General features: G+C 67.0%; 20 protein-coding genes. 6 read left to right on the top strand and 14 right to left on the bottom strand.

Annotation, left to right across the window (positions count from 1 at the left end; genetic code table 11):
- Positions 1 to 13 precede the first annotated feature (13 nt).
- The 11 genes from QH290_RS23780 to leuS all read right to left on the bottom strand — a co-directional run bounded on the left by QH290_RS23780 (position 14) and on the right by leuS (position 11,347).
- Positions 14 to 580 carry a hypothetical protein gene (locus QH290_RS23780; RefSeq protein WP_280264294.1) on the bottom strand — a complete coding sequence of 189 codons (567 nt, stop codon included), beginning with the start codon at positions 578 to 580 and terminating at the stop codon, positions 14 to 16.
- Entirely contained in the window at positions 577 to 1,143 is a 567-nt protein-coding gene (locus QH290_RS23775; protein ID WP_280264293.1) for a hypothetical protein, read from the bottom strand. The genes QH290_RS23780 and QH290_RS23775 overlap by 4 nt, the downstream gene beginning before the upstream one ends.
- Positions 1,140 to 2,339, bottom strand: a complete 1,200-nt coding sequence (locus QH290_RS23770) for a hypothetical protein (RefSeq protein ID WP_280264292.1) — start codon at positions 2,337 to 2,339, stop codon at positions 1,140 to 1,142. The genes QH290_RS23775 and QH290_RS23770 overlap by 4 nt, the downstream gene beginning before the upstream one ends.
- Positions 2,336 to 3,307, bottom strand: a complete 972-nt coding sequence (locus QH290_RS23765) for a T3SS effector HopA1 family protein (RefSeq protein ID WP_280264291.1) — start codon at positions 3,305 to 3,307, stop codon at positions 2,336 to 2,338. Before QH290_RS23765 ends, QH290_RS23770 begins: the two co-directional genes overlap by 4 nt.
- Positions 3,304 to 4,428: a phosphotransferase gene (locus QH290_RS23760; protein WP_280264290.1), complete on the bottom strand. Its 1,125-nt coding sequence runs from the start codon at positions 4,426 to 4,428 to the stop codon at positions 3,304 to 3,306. The genes QH290_RS23765 and QH290_RS23760 overlap by 4 nt, the downstream gene beginning before the upstream one ends.
- Positions 4,407 to 5,237 carry a hypothetical protein gene (locus QH290_RS23755; protein WP_280264289.1) on the bottom strand — a complete coding sequence of 277 codons (831 nt, stop codon included), beginning with the start codon at positions 5,235 to 5,237 and terminating at the stop codon, positions 4,407 to 4,409. Before QH290_RS23755 ends, QH290_RS23760 begins: the two co-directional genes overlap by 22 nt.
- A complete protein-coding gene (locus QH290_RS23750) occupies positions 5,167 to 5,772 on the bottom strand; it encodes a flavoprotein (protein WP_280264288.1) in 606 nt (201 codons plus the stop codon). The genes QH290_RS23755 and QH290_RS23750 overlap by 71 nt, the downstream gene beginning before the upstream one ends.
- A 52-nt stretch (positions 5,773 to 5,824) precedes the next feature.
- A complete protein-coding gene (locus QH290_RS23745; RefSeq protein ID WP_280264287.1) occupies positions 5,825 to 6,037 on the bottom strand; it encodes an LxmA leader domain family RiPP in 213 nt (70 codons plus the stop codon).
- Positions 6,038 to 6,311: 274 nt separating this feature from the next.
- Positions 6,312 to 8,042: a hypothetical protein gene (locus QH290_RS23740; protein ID WP_280385189.1), complete on the bottom strand. Its 1,731-nt coding sequence runs from the start codon at positions 8,040 to 8,042 to the stop codon at positions 6,312 to 6,314.
- Positions 8,039 to 8,350, bottom strand: a complete 312-nt coding sequence (locus QH290_RS23735) for a hypothetical protein (protein WP_280385186.1) — start codon at positions 8,348 to 8,350, stop codon at positions 8,039 to 8,041. Before QH290_RS23735 ends, QH290_RS23740 begins: the two co-directional genes overlap by 4 nt.
- 126 nt (positions 8,351 to 8,476) lie before the next feature.
- Positions 8,477 to 11,347: a leucine--tRNA ligase gene (gene leuS, locus QH290_RS23730; protein WP_280385183.1), complete on the bottom strand. Its 2,871-nt coding sequence runs from the start codon at positions 11,345 to 11,347 to the stop codon at positions 8,477 to 8,479.
- A 116-nt stretch (positions 11,348 to 11,463) separates the two neighbouring features.
- On the opposite strand from leuS, the gene QH290_RS23725 reads away from it, so the two are divergent.
- The 5 genes from QH290_RS23725 to QH290_RS23705 all read left to right on the top strand — a co-directional run bounded on the left by QH290_RS23725 (position 11,464) and on the right by QH290_RS23705 (position 14,670).
- Positions 11,464 to 11,865, top strand: a complete 402-nt coding sequence (locus QH290_RS23725; protein ID WP_280264283.1) for an SdpI family protein — start codon at positions 11,464 to 11,466, stop codon at positions 11,863 to 11,865.
- On the top strand, positions 11,865 to 12,476 hold the full coding sequence (locus QH290_RS23720; protein ID WP_280264282.1) for an HAD family hydrolase: 612 nt from the start codon (positions 11,865 to 11,867) through the stop codon (positions 12,474 to 12,476). Before QH290_RS23725 ends, QH290_RS23720 begins: the two co-directional genes overlap by 1 nt.
- A gap of 526 nt (positions 12,477 to 13,002) precedes the next feature.
- Complete coding sequence (locus tag QH290_RS23715; protein ID WP_280264281.1) at positions 13,003 to 13,335, top strand: hypothetical protein; 333 nt, start codon at positions 13,003 to 13,005, stop codon at positions 13,333 to 13,335.
- Positions 13,313 to 13,834: a DUF6879 family protein gene (locus QH290_RS23710; RefSeq protein ID WP_280264279.1), complete on the top strand. Its 522-nt coding sequence runs from the start codon at positions 13,313 to 13,315 to the stop codon at positions 13,832 to 13,834. Before QH290_RS23715 ends, QH290_RS23710 begins: the two co-directional genes overlap by 23 nt.
- Complete coding sequence (locus QH290_RS23705) at positions 13,831 to 14,670, top strand: helix-turn-helix domain-containing protein (RefSeq protein WP_280385181.1); 840 nt, start codon at positions 13,831 to 13,833, stop codon at positions 14,668 to 14,670. Before QH290_RS23710 ends, QH290_RS23705 begins: the two co-directional genes overlap by 4 nt.
- A 157-nt stretch (positions 14,671 to 14,827) precedes the next feature.
- Here QH290_RS23705 and QH290_RS23700 read toward each other — a convergent pair whose 3' ends face one another.
- The 3 genes from QH290_RS23700 to QH290_RS23690 form a co-directional block, all read right to left on the bottom strand.
- Positions 14,828 to 15,601, bottom strand: coding sequence for an ABC transporter permease (locus QH290_RS23700; RefSeq protein WP_280385179.1), 774 nt, complete (start codon positions 15,599 to 15,601; stop codon positions 14,828 to 14,830).
- Complete coding sequence (locus QH290_RS23695) at positions 15,598 to 16,572, bottom strand: ATP-binding cassette domain-containing protein (RefSeq protein WP_280264273.1); 975 nt, start codon at positions 16,570 to 16,572, stop codon at positions 15,598 to 15,600. Before QH290_RS23695 ends, QH290_RS23700 begins: the two co-directional genes overlap by 4 nt.
- A gap of 134 nt (positions 16,573 to 16,706) precedes the next feature.
- Complete coding sequence (locus QH290_RS23690; RefSeq protein ID WP_280264271.1) at positions 16,707 to 17,240, bottom strand: EXLDI protein; 534 nt, start codon at positions 17,238 to 17,240, stop codon at positions 16,707 to 16,709.
- A gap of 152 nt (positions 17,241 to 17,392) precedes the next feature.
- Here QH290_RS23690 and QH290_RS23685 point away from each other — a divergent pair.
- Positions 17,393 to 18,632: thiamine pyrophosphate-binding protein (locus QH290_RS23685; RefSeq protein ID WP_280385177.1), on the top strand; the 1,240-nt coding region annotated here is incomplete at its 3' end.

Raw genomic sequence — 18,632 nt, 5'->3', positions numbered from 1 at the left:
CCCGCCGCGGGTGCTAGCCCGGCATGATCGAGGCGACGGCGCCCATCAGGATGGTGGTCAGCGACAGGGCCCCGGTGCCGAATGCGGCGGCGGCGGCGTATCCGATGAGGAGGTCCTCGGTGGTGGGCACCGGCGGTTCGATCGTCTTGTGCAGCACCTTCTTCGGCAGTGCCCAGAAGACTTCGATCGTGCCGTCCGCGCGCGCGGTCAGCTCACCGAACTCCTTCTCGATCTCGTGCGGCTTGCCGTTGAGGAACGTATGGGTCTCGATATCCTTCGGCCGCAGACTGACGACCCGGCCGTCGATCTCGACCACCACGCGATAGGTCCGCTTCAGCACCCTTCCGCTGCCGACGGTGAGTCCGAGTTCTCTATCGTTCAGTCGCATGGTGAGCGCCGAGGAATGGCGGCTTCCGATCGGGCTCCGCTTGTCGGTTCGCGGTCCCTCCCGCTCGATCGTCACCGCGGTACCCGCATCGGATTCCAGATAGGTGCGGACCTTTCCTTCGGAGCGTTCGATGATCACCACCCCGGAGATCAACGTGTCGACCTCGGTGCGTTCGAAATCCGCTGTTGTCATTTCTTCCTCACATTCCCGCCGATGACGGCGAACTCCGGTGGAACCGGATGGGTGAAATATCGGGCAGGACGGTGTCGCGTCGCGGCGGAATCGGATCCTGCGGACAGTGTGCGTTCGATGACGGACCGCCGCGCGCGGTCGTATCCGGATTCGGGAGCCCGGACCGGTGGGCTGGGGGCCTCGTCCGCCGATGGCGGATGCTCGGCACCACCGGTCGCGGCCGAGGCGACGAATGCGTCGAATGCCGCGGCGAGGACCTGCTCCCACTCGCTGTGGAGGCAGCAGGCCGCGACGATCATCGTGCGGCTGTCGCAGGAGACCGCCAGGGACGAGCCACGCGCCCACCGGGTGGATCCGAAGCCCGGGACATACGGGTCCGCGCGGGCGGATGCGCGTTCGAGGGCCTCGACGGCGCGGTCGTAGCCGGTTCGTACCCGGCGTTCGGACCAATGCTCGACACGTCTCACGAATCGCGCTTCGACGAGTGGATTACCCGGATCCCGGACCACGATGATCGGCAGGTCCACCGCCGCGAACAGGGGCGTCGGGTCGAACTCCCTCACGATTGCCCCGCCCCCACCAAGACCACCTCGGGATCGATCGACAACATCTCCTCGCTCACCCGGAGCAGCTCCCGCGCGAGGTAGCGGTACTCGGAGCGATTCCGTTCCGTCGCACGAAGATTCGGAGGGTCGCCGCCGAGAACCGCCGCGCGGTTGTGCGCGACGACCCGCTCCGCCAGCGTCTGGTGCCGCCGTGCCCGGCGCACGAGGCGATGCCGGTCGACGGCCGCCAGCAGCCGGGTGCTCTCGGTTCGCACCTCGGTGAGCAGGAGGCCGCGAATCCTTTGGAGAAGTCCGCGGCTCAGCATTCGGTACGTGCTCGGGGCAACGGGCTCACGCTGCCGGATCCCGATCGCCAGGTATTCCGAGCCGCGCGTCACGTACGTCTCGCCGAACTGGCCCGGCCGAACGTCCAGCCCGGCTGGCCCGAGCCCGCTCACCAGGCCGTCGTGCACGACCAATCGCATCAGCGTGGCGAGATCCTCGAGGTACTCCAGCCGGTGCCAGTTGTCGTAGCGGAATCGCCAGCCGCAGTACGCGGCGACCCCGGAGCCGGGCTCGCTGTCCCGCGTACTGCTCGGCGTCCCGTCCACGACGATCGTCCCCCTGTCGAACTCGCCTGCCGTTCCGGGCGCGGCCTGCCGCCACCCTACGACATCTTCCGAGGCGGTCACGAACATTCGGGGCCGCGCACCCCAGGTGAGACGCACTGCGGCGGACAGGGAATCGACGGTCCAGCATCGAATGAGGTGACGGTCGCCGTATCCCCAATCGGTCTCGGCGCCGTAGACCTGCAGGCGGCGGGGCAGCTCGCGATCGACCGCGGCCCCCGCCGCGTTCGACTCGGCGCTGACGATTTCCTCATCTATCACCGACACCTCGCGATCCAGATCGGGCGCCGACCATGACCACCAGTCGACGGTGTCGAACGGCGCCCCGGCCGACGAGTCCATGAAGAGCAGGAATTCGGTCTGGAAGTGCAGCGTCTTGGCCGTCGACATGATGAGCGCGGCACCGAACATCCGTCGGAACGAGGCCAGCGCCCAATGCTCGCGGAGGTGGGCGAACCCCGCGCCGTGGACGATGTCGTCACATGCTCCGCCGTCGATGATGACGGACAGGATGGGGTTGCCACGCGCGCCTCGTCTTGCGGCGGCGGAGAAGTCGAGCGTTGCCGTCGTGTGCGGACCGGTCATGCCGCATCCTCGGTGAGGTTCCGGGAGAAGTCCCGTGGGTTCACGCCGGACGAGCGGGCGGAGCGCTCCAGCGCATCCTCGAGATCGCGACCGGTCGTGGCGTGGTCGATGAGCGCATCGGCGATCATCGCACTGCGGTGCTGACCGAAACTCAGCGCGCCGGTCCGGTTCGTCACCGGTTCGTCCGCGGTCGAGATGCCCCGCCGCCAGGTGCGGGTGAGCAGCGACCCGTCGACGAAATGATGCCGATGGTCGCGGGTCCACCGATCTATCGCGGCACAGATCTCCTCGGGTTCGCGGTCGGTATAGACGACGATCGAATCGCTTCTGGGGTAATCGTCCGGGTGTGACAGAATCTTCGTATCGAAGTCGGCACCGCAATCGTCGAGCTTCGCCACCAGTTCCGTGAATACCCGGACCGAGGCATCCGGATCGCCCACGGACAGGTAGACGCGAGTGTTCTTCTGCCGCAGGCTCTTCTCCTCGAGGGAGCACGATCCGTAGACGTAGAAGAAGCCGGGCGACACGGCATTCGAGTAATGCCTGACCCGCACGTCGACATCGGAGGCACCGGAGCGGACGACCCTGTCCCGGGTCGTGCGCATCAGGATTCCACCCTGCCGGTAGATCACGGTGTCGTCCGTCTTCGCAACCAGCGGCCGATTGACCACGAACTCTCGCTCGCGGAAGAGTTTCACCAGTTCCCGTTCCACGCGGGAACCGTTACCGGGCTTCTTCGGCAGTGCGGCCGGCCGGGCGGATCCGGAGGGCACGGGTGCGACCACATCGCGGGAGCGCGCGTGCAGGACCTGGTACAGCACGACGGCGAGCTTGTCCCGTACGACGTCGGCGGACCCGGTCAACTCCGTGCCGTGAAAGTCGATGATCACGGTGTTCTCGGAGCACTCCGTCCGGCCGAGGAGACCGCGCAGCACCTCCGCGATGGCAAATCCGCTGTGCTTCGTCATGCGATGATCCGATCCAGGTCGAATTCGGTGATGAACGACTCGGCGTCCAGAAGAAGCGCGCGACCGATACCGGCCAGCGCGCGCGACTGGGCCGACAGATCGGTCACCGCTTCGGCATTGGCCAGCAGCCGATCGAACTGATGCCAACCGGCGAAGCCCGTCACCTCCGCCGCCCATGCCCGATCCAGAGGTATTTCCGGCCGCCGTGCGCACCATGCGTCCCGGTATCCCGAACCGAGTTCGACGACGAACTCCTTGGCTCGCCGCAGCGCGGATTCGACAGTGGCTTCGTAGGTTTCGCGGCGCTTGCCGGAATCACACAGGGCCGCGACGACCGCCGCATTGATGATGTCCCCGATCAACGAGCCCAGATCCCTGGTGACGCACCCGGTGCCGAATTCCTCCCAGTCGATGATCCAGTACGCGTCGTCGTTCGACACCAGGATCTGGTCGAGCCTGAGGTCCCCGTGGATCGGACCGACCGGCAGGCAGGAGCGCCGCGAGAGCAGTTCGGTGGCCGCCGAGTGCACCGCGCTGTCGCCGTGGACCAGGCGGAGGGCTGCGAGCTGTGCCGCGGACAGCGCGGGGACCATCGAATCGTCGATGTCGCCGACACCGAAGCTGGACGGCAGCGGCGCGACGGCGGGGATCACTCCGGCGGCCACGTCGGTCGTCGCGTGCAGCGTGCCGAGCGCCGTCCCGATCCGACGCATGACCGCCGGGCGGAGCGTGCCCTCGATCAGTCGCGCCTGTGCCGTCGGCGAACGGGGTATGACCTCGTATACCTGGACGCGGCCGTCCTCGGATGCCGCGTGCAGCGAAGGTGTCGAGAGGCTCCGGCGCAGCTGGTCGTGCCGCTCGAGCAGGCGGTGGAAGATCTTGGCGCGCGAGTACGCGCCGTCGTGCGCCGAGCCGAGTTCGTATTTGACGAACAGCGACCTGCCGTCGGTCGTCCTGGTGACCCAGTTCGGATTTCGGCCACCCAGCTGCACCGGTTCGACCATCGTGCCCAGACCCGCGGAATCCAGTAGCTCGTGCACCGCCGGGAAATCGGCCAAATCCTCGGCCGAGTAGACGATCGGCGCCTCCGCCTCGGCGGTTATCGAAGGATCGTGTCCCATTGAATCTTCCTCAAGATCGTGAATATCTCGTGCGGCACCTCGTCGGTGCCGGTCACGAACGAGTCCAGGTAGTCGAGTGCGTGGAGCACCTGCCGGTGCTGGGCGAACGACGTGATCAGGCCGCGATCCAGGCCCTCGGTGTAGGTGTCCACCACCGCGAGCACGTCGCGGCCGTGACCGGCCACCGGAAAGGAGTCGAACAGGGCGATATCGGCCAGCTCACCCAGCAGAAAGCCCCAATCCGTCTCCGGTGGGCCCGTCGACACGTCCTCCCCCGTCAGCACCAGCCCCCGACCGTCGGCGAGGTAGGTCGTCGCCAGGGACGGGGCCCCGTGCAGCAGCGTCGGCCGCGTCGCCGACGGCACGATCGGGATGTCGAGGTAGTCCCGGGGAATCGCGGATCGCACCAGCGCGCCGGTGGGTGTCGAGTCGTGCCGGATGCGGCGCCGGTGTGACTCCAGGCGCCGTATCCATGGGGGCGCCGCGGGTATCCCCGAGTCGGGCCCGGCGGCGCCCACGTGCAGTGCGCGCACCACCCGGCAGGCGGCCTCGGCCACGACTCGTGCCCGTTTCGAGGTGTCCGCCTCCAGCGCGAGCATCGAGCCGGGCGGCAGCCGGTACTCGTAACCGCCCGAAACCTCCTCGGGGACAATGGCTCCGGATATCCCACGCTCCCGGATGAGGCTCGACAACCCCGAGGTCGGACCGTCCTCGCGTACCCGTACGACGACGAGGGCGTCACCGCGGCGGTAGCGGAGGGAGACAAGATTCCGGCTGTATGTGGCCGATACCTGTGCGGCTGTCGTCACGACGGTTCTCCATTCTGTTCAGGATCTCGACCACATCGGTGAACGGGGCGGGCGCGCCGAGGACGTCCTCCGCGAGCGCGGCGCTCGGTGCCACCATCGTCGGCAGCAGCTCGATGCGCCGATTTCCCTCCAGCCGCCCCACGGCCTGCCGGAATGCGAACGACTCCGCCCCGCCGGGCGGAAGGCCGGGGGCTATGACCACCCCGGCCGAGGTGCATTGGATCGCCAGCATGGCCGGGGTATCCGCTTGGCCGAGCGAGAATCTCGTGACGAAATTCAACGTCGCCGGATATACGACCACGGCATCCGGCCACCGGATCAGCTCCACGTGCCGTCCGGAACCCATCTCGTCCCAGTCGTCGGCCGACACGCGATGCGCGTGCATGGCGCACGCCTCCCGGGTGACGAAGCGGTGCGCCGCGGCGGACAGCACCACGTGCACCTCGTCGGCGGGGCGCATCGCGCGGAGGGCGAGCAGGCTGACCGGGGTCATCGCGGCCATGGCCGCGCCGGTCACGTAGAGCAGAACCTTCATCACCGGTATGCGGTTGGCACAGAACGGAACTGCGCCAACCGCTACTCCCTTCTCAGCAGACGGTCTGAATCGTCTTCTTGACGTTCGGAGTGCCGCCGGCCAGCGAGATCGCGCACTGCTGCGACGACTTCTGAGCGATGAGCGTCGCGCGCAGGAGCACGGCGGTGAGGACGGGAGTGGCCGCCGGGGCGGCGACACCGGAGACATTGCTGGACGCCAGCTCGTCGTCGGTGGTGTACATGCGGTAGCCCTTCGACAGGGTCATGGTGATTCCTTTCGATGATTTCGAAGTGACGACTTATCTTGTGCCGTCTAATATTTGGACGTTATTGCCGGGGTTTCCGGTTCCATTTCCACCATGTGATGTGGATCACATCGGGTTGAATGTACGGAATCTTGTTCATGTAAAAATGTTGTCTCGCAACGGGATACGAAAAATGGCCCGCGGCTTGTGGTCGCGGGCCGGAGTTTTCGCAAGAAGTGTGCTTCACGGGATGCGGTTGGCAGGGTTGGTAATTCGCAATCCTGCACCGCTGTGGTCAGGCTTGTTGAGGCTGTCCCGCGGCCGGGGTATCGATTCGCGGAGTCTGTGTCGCCGACATCGAATGCTGCAGTCGCGTCGGCTCATGCTCCTTCGTCTCCGAATCGGAGCGTGGAAGGGTGGTCGCGAAAAGGTTCGGCGCCGCCGCGTAATGGCCGGGCGCGCCATCGGCGGTGGAACGGCTGTGGTCTCCGGGGGCCGTCGCGTCCGGTGCGGCAGCGGCGGTCGTGGTGTCGGGCCCGGTCTCGTCCGTGCTCTCGCCCGGTGCGCCGTTCTCGGCGGGGTCCTCCTGCGGCTGATCGCCGCCCGTGCCGGTGTCGGTGCCGGTGCCCGACGAATCGACGCCGGTGAGCCCTTCGAGCACCTCGGGATCGATGCCGGTGTCCGGTGCCGGAGCGCTGGGCTGGTTGTCGGCCGCGTCGATGACGGCGGCGATGGCATCGCCCGCCGAGCCCGCGGCCTCGCCGAGGCTTGTCGCCAAAGTGCCTGCGGCAGTGATGAAGTCGGGGATGCTTCCGGTGATCCCGCTGACGGCGGTCACCATGGCCGCGATATCGGCCGGGGTCCAGTTCTCCGGTGCCGCGGCGTAGGTTCCCGTCGGATTGTCGACCGTGGTACCCGGCTGCGTCGGGTCCTCGTCGGTATCGTCCCCTGTGCCTGTGCCTGTGCCTGTGCCTGTGCCTGTGCCTGTGCCTGTGCCTGTGCCTGTGCCTGTGCCTGTGGTCTGTCCGCCGAGCACGGTTGTCCCCGTGCCGAGGCCCGAAGTCTGGCCGCCGAGGCCGGTCTCGGTTTGCGTGGTGCTCGGTGTCGTTCCGAGGTTCAAGGTCGGCGACTGGGTGGCACCGGCCGACGTCGTCGCGGCGGACTCCTCGGCCGCGCTGCCCGACTGCGTGACAGATGCCCCGGTGAGGTAGGACGCCGGGGCGGCGGCGTAGGTGAGATCCGTTGCGGCCGAGGGGTTTCCACCGGGCGAGGTGTAGTCCGGGCCGATGCTCTCGAGCGCGGCGGCGACCTGGTTGTAAGCGTCGGTGATCGTGGTGTGCGCGTTCTCGCACAGGGTGGCCACCGCCGCGGTGCGGGCATCGAGTTCGGGAACGAACTGCTGATTGAGCCAATTGCTGCAGAAGTCGGCCGGGTCGACGCCGGAATCGGGCGAGTATTCCGGCAGCACGCTCTGCACGGATGCGGCCAGATCGTCCCCGGTGCCGCAGGACCGGGCACAGTCGATGATCCTGTCGATCTGTTCGGCCGTGCGACCGGCGGCCGTATCGGCGGCGTACTCGGTGCCGACGGCATCCGCCATGGCACGCAGCGTTGTTTCCATGGTGTCGGCGGCGCCGGCCGCCGCCGTATGAATCGTGGTGAGTGTTCCGGATTCGGTGGACACCCGGTCGATGACTCCGGTGAAGAAGTCCTGCGCCGCGGTGGCCGCCTCCGAGTCGTACCAGTGTGCCGGGATCGAGCGAAGTTTCGCGGTCTGCGCGTCGGCCTGATCGGTGATGGTGCCGGAGACCTCGCTGGTCAGAACGGTTGCCAGCGCGCGGAAGGCGCCGAGGTCGATGCCGCGCTGCAGGTTGTATGCCGCGGCGAGGGATTCGGAATCTCCACCGGCGGGTGCCGAGCCGGTCCATTCCCGGTAGCGCGGGACGAAGGTCTCGAAATATCGCAGGCCGTCGGTTCCGCCGTCGAGGATCAGGTCGCCGTCGGTGTGGTTGGTCGCGGTGTTCATACCAGCGCCTCCGGTACGGCGCCGATGCTCGCCGCCGAGTCCTGCTCCAGCCCCGTGACGGCCGCGGCCGACGCGGCCAGGGCATTGCCGCAGTCGTTGACGCAGTTGGCCCACGAGAACAGGTGTCGGCGCAGTTGGTCGACGCCGACGGCGATACGCTCGCCGTGGGCACGGTACCCGGAGCCCGTGGCCGAGGACTCGAAGCTGGCAGTGGAAACCGCCACGTTGACAGCGCTGTCGTTCAGCCCGGTCGCGGACTGCCGCAGACCCTGCGCAATCGTTTGCAGCGCAGCACTATCCATCAACATGACACACCTCCGTTCCGAGGGAACTCTGAGTTTTGTTCCGTTCGTGAGGATTTGACGCTCGGTGGGCACGAACGGTTCCCGGGGATTCGAAGAATCCCCGGAACTGCGAGTTCTCGGAGGTGTGTGCTAGGCGACCACGTTGACCAGGCGGCCGGGGACCACGATCACCTTGCGGGGCTGCTTGCCGTTCAGGAATTCCAGCAGCTTCTCGTCGGCCAGGGCGGCGGCCTCGACCGTCGCGGCGTCGGCGTCGGCGGGGACGCTGACCCGGCTGCGGACCTTGCCGTTGACCTGGATCGGGTATTCGACCGAATCCTCCACCAGCAGTGCGGGATCCGCGACCGGGAACGGACCGTGCGCCAGCGCGGTGGTGTGGCCCAGGCGTTCCCACAGCTCCTCGGCGATGTGCGGGGACATCGGGGCCAGCATCAGCACCAGCGGCTCCACCACCGAGCGCGGGGCACCCTGCGGATACTCCTTGGTCAGGTGGTTGGTCAGCTCGATCAGCTTGGCGCCGGCGGTGTTGTCGCGCAGCGCGGCATAGTCGGCGCGGACGCCGTCGATCGTCTTGTGCAGCAGGCGCAGCGTGGCCTCCGACGCCTCTCCGTCGGTGGCGCGCAGCCCGCCGGTCTCCTCGTTCACGACCAGGCGCCACACCCGCTGCAGGAAGCGGTGCGCGCCGACGACATCCTTGGTCGCCCACGGCCGCGAGGTGTCCAGCGGTCCCATCGACATCTCGTAGAAGCGGAAGGTGTCCGCGCCGAACAGGTCGTACATCTCGTCCGGCGAGACGGCGTTCTTCAGCGACTTACCGATCTTGCCGTACTCCTGGAACACCTCGATCTCGCCCTCGGGGGCGTTGGGCCAGAAGAACTTTCCGTCGCGCTCGACGATCTCGGCGGCGGGAACGTAGGCGCCGCGCGCGTCGGTGTAGGCGTAGGCCTGGATGTAGCCCTGGTTGAACAGCCGGCGATAGGGTTCCGAACTCGACACGTCACCCAGATCGAACAGCACCTTCTGCCAGAAGCGCGAGTACAGCAGGTGCAGCACCGCGTGCTCGACGCCGCCGACGTACAGGTCCACGCCGCCCGGATCGTCGACGCCGTGCTCGTCCGGGCGCGGGCCCAGCCAGTAGCGCTCGTTGTCCGGGGCGCAGAAGGTCTCGGTGTTGGTCGGATCGGCGTAGCGCAGCTGATACCACGAGCTGCCCGCCCAGTTCGGCATCACGTTGGTGTCGCGGCGGTAGGTCTTCGGGCCGTCGCCCAGGTCCAGCTCCACGGTCACCCAGTCGGTCGCCTTGGCCAGTGGCGGCGACGGCTCGGAGTCGGCGTCGTCGGGATCGAAGGTCACCGGCGCGAAGTCCTGCACGTCCGGAAGTTCCACCGGCAGCATGGATTCCGGCAGCCCGTGCGGTCGGCCGTCCTCGTCGTAGACGACCGGGAACGGTTCGCCCCAGTACCGTTGCCGCGCGAACAGCCAGTCGCGCAGCTTGTACTGCACCCGGCCGGTGCCGTGGCCGTCGGCCTCCAAGTGCTCGATCACCTTCGCCTTGGCGGACTCGACGTCCAGGCCGTTCAGGTAGCCGGAGTTCACCAGGATGCCGTCGCCGGTGTGTGCTCCCGTCGAAATATCGCCGCCCGCAATGACTTCCACGATCGGCAGGCCGAGCGCGGTCGCGAAGTCCCAGTCCCGCTGGTCGTGACCCGGCACGGCCATGATGGCGCCGGTGCCGTAGCCGCCCAGGACGTAGTCGGCGGCGAAGACCGGCACCCGGGTGCCGTCGACCGGATTGGTCGCGTAGGCGCCCAGGAAGACGCCGGTCTTCTCCTTGTTCTCCTGCCGCTCCAGCTCCGACTTCGCGGCGATCGCCTTACGGTAGGCCGCAACGGCTTCCACGGGCGTCGCGGCGCCGAATGTCCACCGCGGATCGACGCCCTCCGGCCACTGCGCGGCGACCAGCCGGTCTACCAGCTCGTGTTCCGGCGCCAGCACGACATACGTTGCGCCGAAAAGGGTGTCGGGCCGCGTAGTGAAGACCTCGACGGTGTGGCCGTCGGCCGGGAAGGTGACCCGCGCACCACGCGAGCGCCCGATCCAGTTGCGCTGCATGGCCTTCACGTTGTCCGGCCAGTCCAGCAGCTCCAGATCGTCGACCAGCCGGTCGGAGTAGGCGGTGATCCGCATCATCCACTGCCGCAACCGCTTCCGGAAGACCGGGAAGTTGCCGCGTTCGCTGCGGCCCTCGGCGGTGACCTCCTCGTTGGACAGCACCGTCCCCAGCCCGGGGCACCAGTTGACCACCGAATCCGACAGGTACACCAGGCGATACGAATCCAGCGCATCGGCGCGCTCGTCGGCGTTCAGCTCCGCCCAGGGGCGGCCCTGGGGGGTCTCCCGCTCGCCCGCGGCGAAGGCGGCCTCCAGTTCGGCGATCGGCCGGGCCCTGTTCGACTCCGTGTCGTACCAGGCGTTGTAGATGCGCAGGAAGATCCACTGCGTCCACTTGTAGAACTCGGGATCGGTGGTGGCGAACGAGCGGCGGCGGTCGTGGCCCAGGCCCAGCCGGTCCAGCTGGCGCCGCATGTTCTTGATATTGGCCTCGGTGGTCTGTCGGGGGTGCGCGCCGGTCTGCACCGCGTACTGCTCGGCGGGCAGGCCGAAGGCGTCGTATCCCAAGGCGTGCAGCACATTCCGGCCGTTCATCCGGTGATAGCGCGCGAACACGTCGGTGGCGATATAGCCCAGGGGATGGCCGACGTGCAGCCCGGCGCCCGACGGGTACGGGAACATGTCCTGGATGAACAGCTTGTCGGCGGGGGTGTCGCCCGCCAGCGGGCCCACCGGATTGGGCGCGAAGAAGGTGCCGCGCTCCTCCCACACCCGCTGCCATTTGCGTTCGATCCGACCGGCCTGCTCGGCGCCGTAGCGGTGTGCGGGCACGTCGCTGTCGCCGGTCGCCGCCGCGCCGACTGGGTCGGTTACACGAGTGTCCTGCACGGTCCTGCCTTCTGTTCGCCGAAGCCCCCGGGAATAAAGTCGCTCACCAGGGTAAAGGGTGCGCACGTCGGGGCCCAAAAAGGGGCCTCGGGGAGCACGCGAGTACCGTGGGCCGAGTGTTCGTGGTGGCTTTGATCCTGTTCGTGCTGGCGGCGGTGGCCGTCGTCACCGGGGTGCTCGGGCTGACCGGTTCCCTCCCCCGCAACCGTTTCGTAGGTGTGCACACCGAGGAGGCGCTGCGGACCGACGAGACCTTCCGCGTCGCCAACAGGGTGGCGGCGCCCACCTCCTTCGGCGCGGGCGTGCTGCTGGTCGCCGGTGGTCTGATCGCGCTGTTCGCGGGCGCGGTCGTGGGGCTGGTCGGCGCGCTGCTGGCCGCCGTGATCGCGGTGTTCGTGCTGGGTGCGGGCGTCAACGCCGCCGCGGGCGCGATCGACGGCATGGCCCCCGAGGTCGGCGGTTGCGGGCAGGCATGCGGCGCCTGCTCCCTGCGTGACGCCTGCCAGCCTGCCGGTTGATGGGTCCGCTGACGGTCGGCTTCGACCTGGACATGACCTTGATCGACTCCCGGCCCGGCATCGCCGCCTGCTATCGCGCGCTGTCCGAGCGCACCGGCACCTACATCGACTGCGATCTGGTCGTCACGCGGCTCGGCCCGCCGCTCGAGGAGGAGCTCGCGCACTGGTTCCCGGCCGCGGACGTGCCCGCCATGACCGCCCTCTACCGGGAGATGTACCCGGGCCACGCCGTCACCGGCACGACGGCGATGCCGGGCGCGCGCGAGGCGGTCGAGGCCGTCCATGAAGGCGGCGGCCGGGCGGTGGTCGTCACGGCCAAGTTCGAACCGAACGCCAAACTCCACCTCGAGCACCTCGGCATCCCCGCCGACGCGGTGATCGGCGACCTGTGGGCCGAACAGAAGGGCCTGGCCCTGCGCGAGCACGGGGCCGGTGTCTACGTGGGCGACCACATCGGCGACGTCCTCGGCGCCCGCACCGCGGAGGCGTACTCGGTCGCGGTGGCCACCGGACCGTGCGACGAGCAGGAACTGCGCGCGGCGGGCGCCGACGTGGTACTCCCCGACCTCACCGAATTCCCCACGTGGCTATCGGAGTACCGCACCCGCTGATCGGCGGGCGGTCGAGCCCTCTCGACGCGATCCCGAATGGCCCGGACCGTCCGGTCCTCCGGAACGTGCTCGGGCCAGAACACGGCGACAACGAGCACCACGAGCGGCAGCGCGATCACAATCAGCAGCCCGACCTGCCAGCTCACGACGCCTCCATATCGGCTTGGTCGCTCGGCTCGGCGGGCGGTGGGCCGGACAACTCCGGACAGACCCCGGGATCACCGTCCGGCTCCGACACATCCCCATAGTCCCGAACCTCCAGCATCCCGCCAGGAAACATGAAAAGCCTTGTCCGCCAGTTCATATCGATCCCCTGATCGCCGTTGGTAAGGCGACCCGAGGCCGGGACAGCTCCGCCGAACCCGGGCGCCACATCAGACGCTAAGTAGCGGTGTGTCACGCGGTCTATGAACTTGCAAGAGTTTGCAAAAGATACTTGAATCGGCTGCGAAGCTACGATCTTCTGGAGAAGATGGGAGTGCTCCACTGCAAGATCATGCATAACACTTCACCGAGAGGCGAGATCATGAGCTACCGAGTGCTCGGCAAGGGTGGATCGAACAAGGACGGCTGTCCTGCACTGTGCGCGACGGACGAGGGCAACTATCTTCTCGTCGGGTGGAAGACCGGACAACCGGAGACGGTCGAGATCCCCCACCTCTTGCTCGGCTTCGCCGAACCGCGAACATTTATCGGTGCCACTATGGTCGACACAGGTCGCGGGACCTTTACCTTGTCCGGCCGACCGGTCGATGATCCCGAAACGCTCGATCGATTGAAGATGGAAGATTACGAAACCGCAATCGAGGTACCGAAGGTGGAGAGGGCATATTTCGGTGGAGTTCCGTCCGACAACTGAAGTGCTGCGGGAGTGCCGGGATGAAGCCTTCCATCTGGAGGTTCGGGACTCGTACGGAGTGTCGTCTGAGGATGAGGCATTCCAGCATTTCATGAAAAACCAACCATTCGACTACAGGGAGTGGTTTCAGGATTGGTACGATTTCGTGCGTCAATTGACGGCACGTGGAGTTTCTGTCAGCCGTGTTCGCGTGGTCAGTGTTCCGCATAGCGACTATCAACGCTGGTCGCTGACCGTGGCTGCTCTCAATATAGAAGCAGGTGAGAAAATTCGTTACCTTCCCCGATATCTTGCCGGGGAGGTGCCGCCGGATGATTGGTGGTTGATCGATAGTGAAACCGTCGTGTTCAACCTGGCTGACAGAGACGGTCGTGCGGTTGGTGGTTCAGCCGTGACCACGGACCCACGGATTGTGTCGTATTGCCATGATGTCCGTGACCGTCTCTGGGCGTTGGCGACGCCTTATTCCGATTACATCCAGGCGCTGTCTCACCAGTGACGAACTCGGTACAGGAGGCGCGGGAAGCTCTCGGCAAACGGCTCCGGGAGATTCGTCGTCGTGCCGGGGTAACCGGCCGAGAGCTTGCCCGTCTTTCCGGATGGCATGAAAGCAAGGTCAGCAAGATCGAGTACGGCGTCATCGGGCCGTCGGATACCGATATCCGTGCGTACTGCCTTCACACAGGCTCGGGTGATCAGCTGGAAGATCTGCTGGTGACCCTTCACAATATCGACTCCGCGTACATCGAATGGCGGCAAGCCCTCGGTACCGGCATGAAACGTCGGCAGCAGCAGACGCTGAGGCTCGAATCCCGTGCCGCATTGATACGTAACTGGGAACCAGCCGTGGTGTCCGGCCTTCTTCAGACTGCGGATTACGCCTCAGCGGTCATGAAGAACGTAATATCCTTCTTCCAGATACCCGATGATCTGGACCAGGCCGTTTCGAAACGAATGGAACGGCAGCAAGTTCTCTATCAGCGGGGTAAGCGATTCCATCTCCTGATGGCCGAGCAGGCGCTGTACACGACGTTCGGCAACGACGAGGTGATGTTCGGTCAGTTGGATCGACTCTATTCGGTGATCGGCATGCCGAGGGTAACCGTCGGAATTGTTCCGCGCACCGCTGAGGGATTGGTAGTGGTTGAGAACTTCTTCATGTTCGACGATCGCATGGTCAAGGTCGAGGGGCACACAGCGGGACTTACTATCACCCAGCCAAGAGAGATCGCTCTCTACGGTCGTGCGTTCGACACCTTGGCAGGCCAATCCGCGACCGGTGACGGCGCAAGGACATTGATTCGGAGAGCGATTGACGCCCGGGGCAACCGATGAGGAGGTTTCACGGTGCAGTTTCGAAGTACTGATCCGGCGTTGTGGTCAAGTTTGTTCCGGGAATGCAGGCGTGATGCTGCTGACGTCGATACCGTGCACTCACACAAGCGCAACGCCCCGGGTGCCGGAGTGGCTCGGGGCGTTGGCGTTTCGTGGGTCAGGTGTTGGCCTTGCGGCGCATGAGGATGCTGGACCAGAGGTAGCCGACTATCAGGATGCCGAGGCACCAGGCGAGGGCGCCGAGGGCGTTGCCGCCGATGCGGTCGCCCATGAGCAGGCCGCGCAGGGTTTCGGTCATCGGGGTGAAGGGCTGGTATTCCGCGAACTTGCGGACGGCGGTGGGCATGGTGTCGGTGGGGACCAGGCCGCTGCCCAGGAAGGGCAGGAACAGGATCACCATCGGCGTATTGCTCGCGGCCTCGGGGCTGGAGGCGGACATGCCGAATCCGGCGCCGAGCCAGAGGAATGCGAACAGGATCAGGCCGATCAGGCCGAAGGCGGCCACCCACTCGAGCGCGTTGGCGTCCGGCCGGAACCCGACCAGCGCGGCGACGCCGACCATCAGGGCCACGCCGAGCAGGCCCTGGATGGTATTGCCGATGACATGGCCGGTCAGGATCGACGAGGGATTCATCGGCATGGCCCGGAACCGGTTGATGATGCCCTTGGTCATATCCGTCGCCACCGACACAGCGATTCCGGCCACCAGGTAAGCCGGGATCATCAGCATCATGCCCGGGGTCAGGTAGTCGATGTAGTCGCCGCCGGTGGACTGCCCCAGCGCGCCGCCGAAGACGTACTTGAACAGCAACAGCAGCACGACGGGCATGACCACCACGGAGAAGGTCAGAGCCGGATATCGCTTGGCGTGCACCAGATTCCGGCGCAGCATGGTCTTCGAATCGGCAAGGGTGTATGCGGCAGTGCTCATCGTGCGATCTCCTCAGCGGCGACGATCTCGCCATCGGGAACGGTGTGGCCGGTCAGGGAGAGGAAGACGTCGTCGAGATCGGGCGTATGCACCGACAGGCCCTCCGGTTCGACGCGGGCGTTGTCGAGACGATCCAGCATCGCGCGCAGCGACTTGACCGAGCCGTCGCTGGGCACCGCGAGGGTGAGGTCCTCGTACTCCGGGACGCCGCCGAACAGGTCCCCGGCGGTGGCCAGGGCGTCGCGGTCGGCGAAGGTGAGCCGGATGTGCCCGCCCGGCACCAGCCGCTTCAGCTGATCCGCGGTGCCCTGGGCGACGATGCTGCCCTTGTTCAGCACCGCGATCTGGTGCGCCAGCTCGTCGGCCTCCTCCAGGTACTGGGTGGTGAGGAAGATGGTGACGCCGTCGGCGACGAGTTCGCGGACGATATCCCAGACGTCGCGGCGGCTGCGGGGATCGAGCCCGACGGTGGGTTCGTCCAGGAAGATGATGCGCGGATCGCCGACCAGGGTCATGGCCAGATCGAGACGGCGCTTCATACCGCCGGAGAAGGTGCCGGTGACCTTGTCGGCGGCGTCCACGAGATCGAACCGCTCCAGCAGCTCCCCGGCCAGCCGGCGGCTGTCACTGCGCGGCAGATGGTGCAGATCGCCCATCAGCAGCAGGTTTTCGCGCGCGGTGAGCAGTTCGTCGATCGCCGAGAACTGCCCCGTGACCCCGATGATCGAGCGCACCGAGTCGGGGTCGGCGTTGCGATCGAAGCCGCCCACGCGGATGACGCCGTCGTCGGCCCGCAGCAGCGTGGTCAGGATCTGCACGGTGGTGGTCTTGCCCGCGCCGTTGGGTCCGAGCAGCGCGAAGATCGTGCCCTCCTCGACGGTGATATCGATGCCGTCGAGCACGACCTGATCGCCGAAGGATTTCCGCAGGCCGCCGACCGATATGGCAGGCAGTGGGTATCCGGTGGTCATGATGTCCTCTCATCAAGAAGTACGCATTTATGCATGCGTGTGCTGAGTCGTGACCGCCGGTTTGTGCGGTCAAGACGGGTGGGTTGTGTTGTGTTCTGTTGTGCGGAACCGGTTTTCGCCGGTTCGCCGCGAGGTCAGATGTCGAGATCCTCGATCTGTGGATGCTCGACGATGTCGCTGACCCGCCTATAGAGCTTGTCCGGAATCCTTCCCTTCAGGTCGGTCACGGAGTCGTAGACGTCCATGTCGAACTCGCCCCAGTCCTGTTCGTCGGTGACTCCGAGCAGCTTGCGCCAGTCGGCCAGATCCTTGATCCAGTTCTTACTGCCGCTGCGGGCGTAGTCGGCCATATCGGCCCACTTGGCGGTCTGGTTGTGCAGGACGAACTTGCCTTTGCGGGTGCGATATACGCGCAGGTGCTGCTGGTGTTCGTCGTTGATGTCGCGCAGCTCGCCCAGCAGGGTCCCGGAGAAGCGGACCTGCCTGACGCCGTTGTGGCCGACGCGCAGGATGACCTCCTCGAACCCCTCCAGGCGGCCCTCCTCGAGTTCGATGTACCGGCGCAGTGCCGTCACGATCGCCCCCGACAGATTGCCGCCGACCAGCTCCTGAGCGCGCTGGAACAGGGGCAGGTCGTCGTCGGATACGTAAACGGTCTTGTTGGGCATGACTCCACTATACGTAGACGTATACATACACACAAGGGTGGGTCGGTCACAGCTCTCGCGACCCCCGTCTGAACCGGGGAGCGGCGTGCCTCGTATCCCGGGTGAGAGCGGACGGCCGATGTGCGCTCGAGGCCCGGCAGGAAGGAGCGCCGATGCCGACACGAGCGGTGGACTATCTGGTGCAGGCCGTCGCGACCCTGGGGGTCCGCCACGTCTTCGGTGTGGGCGGTGCCAACATCGAGGACCTCTACGACGCTATCTTCGACAGCCCCCACGACATCACCGGGGTGGTCGCCAAGCACGAGTTCGCCGCCGCCACCATGGCCGACGGCTACGCGCGCAGCACGGGGCGGCTCGGCGTGGTCTGCGCGACGTCCGGCGGCGGGGCGATGAATCTGGTTGCGGGACTGACGGAGTCGTTCGCCTCCCAGGTGCCGGTGCTGGCGCTGGTCGGGCAGCCACCGACGACGCTGGAGGGCCGGGGCGCCTTCCAGGATTCCAGTGGTCTGGCGGGAACATTCGATGCCGCACGGCTTTTCGAGCAGATCTCGCGCTATTGCGCGCGGGTGGACGCGCTCGAGGCGCTGCCGTGGCATCTGAGCCGGGCGGTGGCGGCCGCTCGCCGCGGCGGCCCGGCGGTGCTGTTGCTGCCCAAGGACGTTCAACAGGCGGAGATCGGCGACCTGCCGCCGTTCCGCCCGCCCCGACCCCACCACACGTGCGATCGGGCAGCCCTGGACCGGGTGCGGGCGGCGCTGCGGGCCGCGCGCACCACCGGCAAGATCGCGATCATCGCCGGTGATCAGGTGGCCCGCAACGACGCGCGCGACGAATTGCACCGCCTGGCAGCGGTTCTCGACGCCGCGGTCGGGGTGGCTCCGGACGCCAAGGACGTCTACGCCCAGGACGAACCCGGATTCTGCGGGGTGGCCGGAAGTATGGGCCACCCCGAACTCATCGATGCGGTCCGGGGTTCGGCGCTGTGCCTGCTGGTCGGGACGCGAATGCCGGTGACCGCCAGGGCGGGGCTGGACGAGGCGCTGTCGTATCCGGCCGTCGCCAGTGTGGGCGCCGAGCCGCCGTACCTGGAGTCGGTCCACGCCACCAGCACCGACCTGCGCAAAGCACTCGCCGAACTCGCGAGGGCGGTGGTTGCGGACGCGCTCCCGGGGAACCAGCAGGTCGCGGACGGCGTACGTGCGCCGGAACGTCTCCCGTCGTCGGAGCGACCGCCGTCCTCGGAACTCCTCCCGTCATCCCGGCGACCGCCGGGGCCGGGGGGCAACCGCGCGGGCCCGGCGGGCGGCGCCACGCCGGGGGGGGTGAGTGGCGCCGCCGCCGGGGGTTTGGCCCCCCGCGGGCGGGCGGACAGGCGGCCAGCCCCGGCGGGGC

It is taken from the genome of Nocardia wallacei (assembly GCF_029869545.1).
GTDB lineage: Bacteria > Actinomycetota > Actinomycetes > Mycobacteriales > Mycobacteriaceae > Nocardia > Nocardia wallacei_A.
The sequence above is the reverse complement of the archived record's forward strand: the minus strand, read 5'-3'. Positions and strand labels throughout refer to the sequence as shown.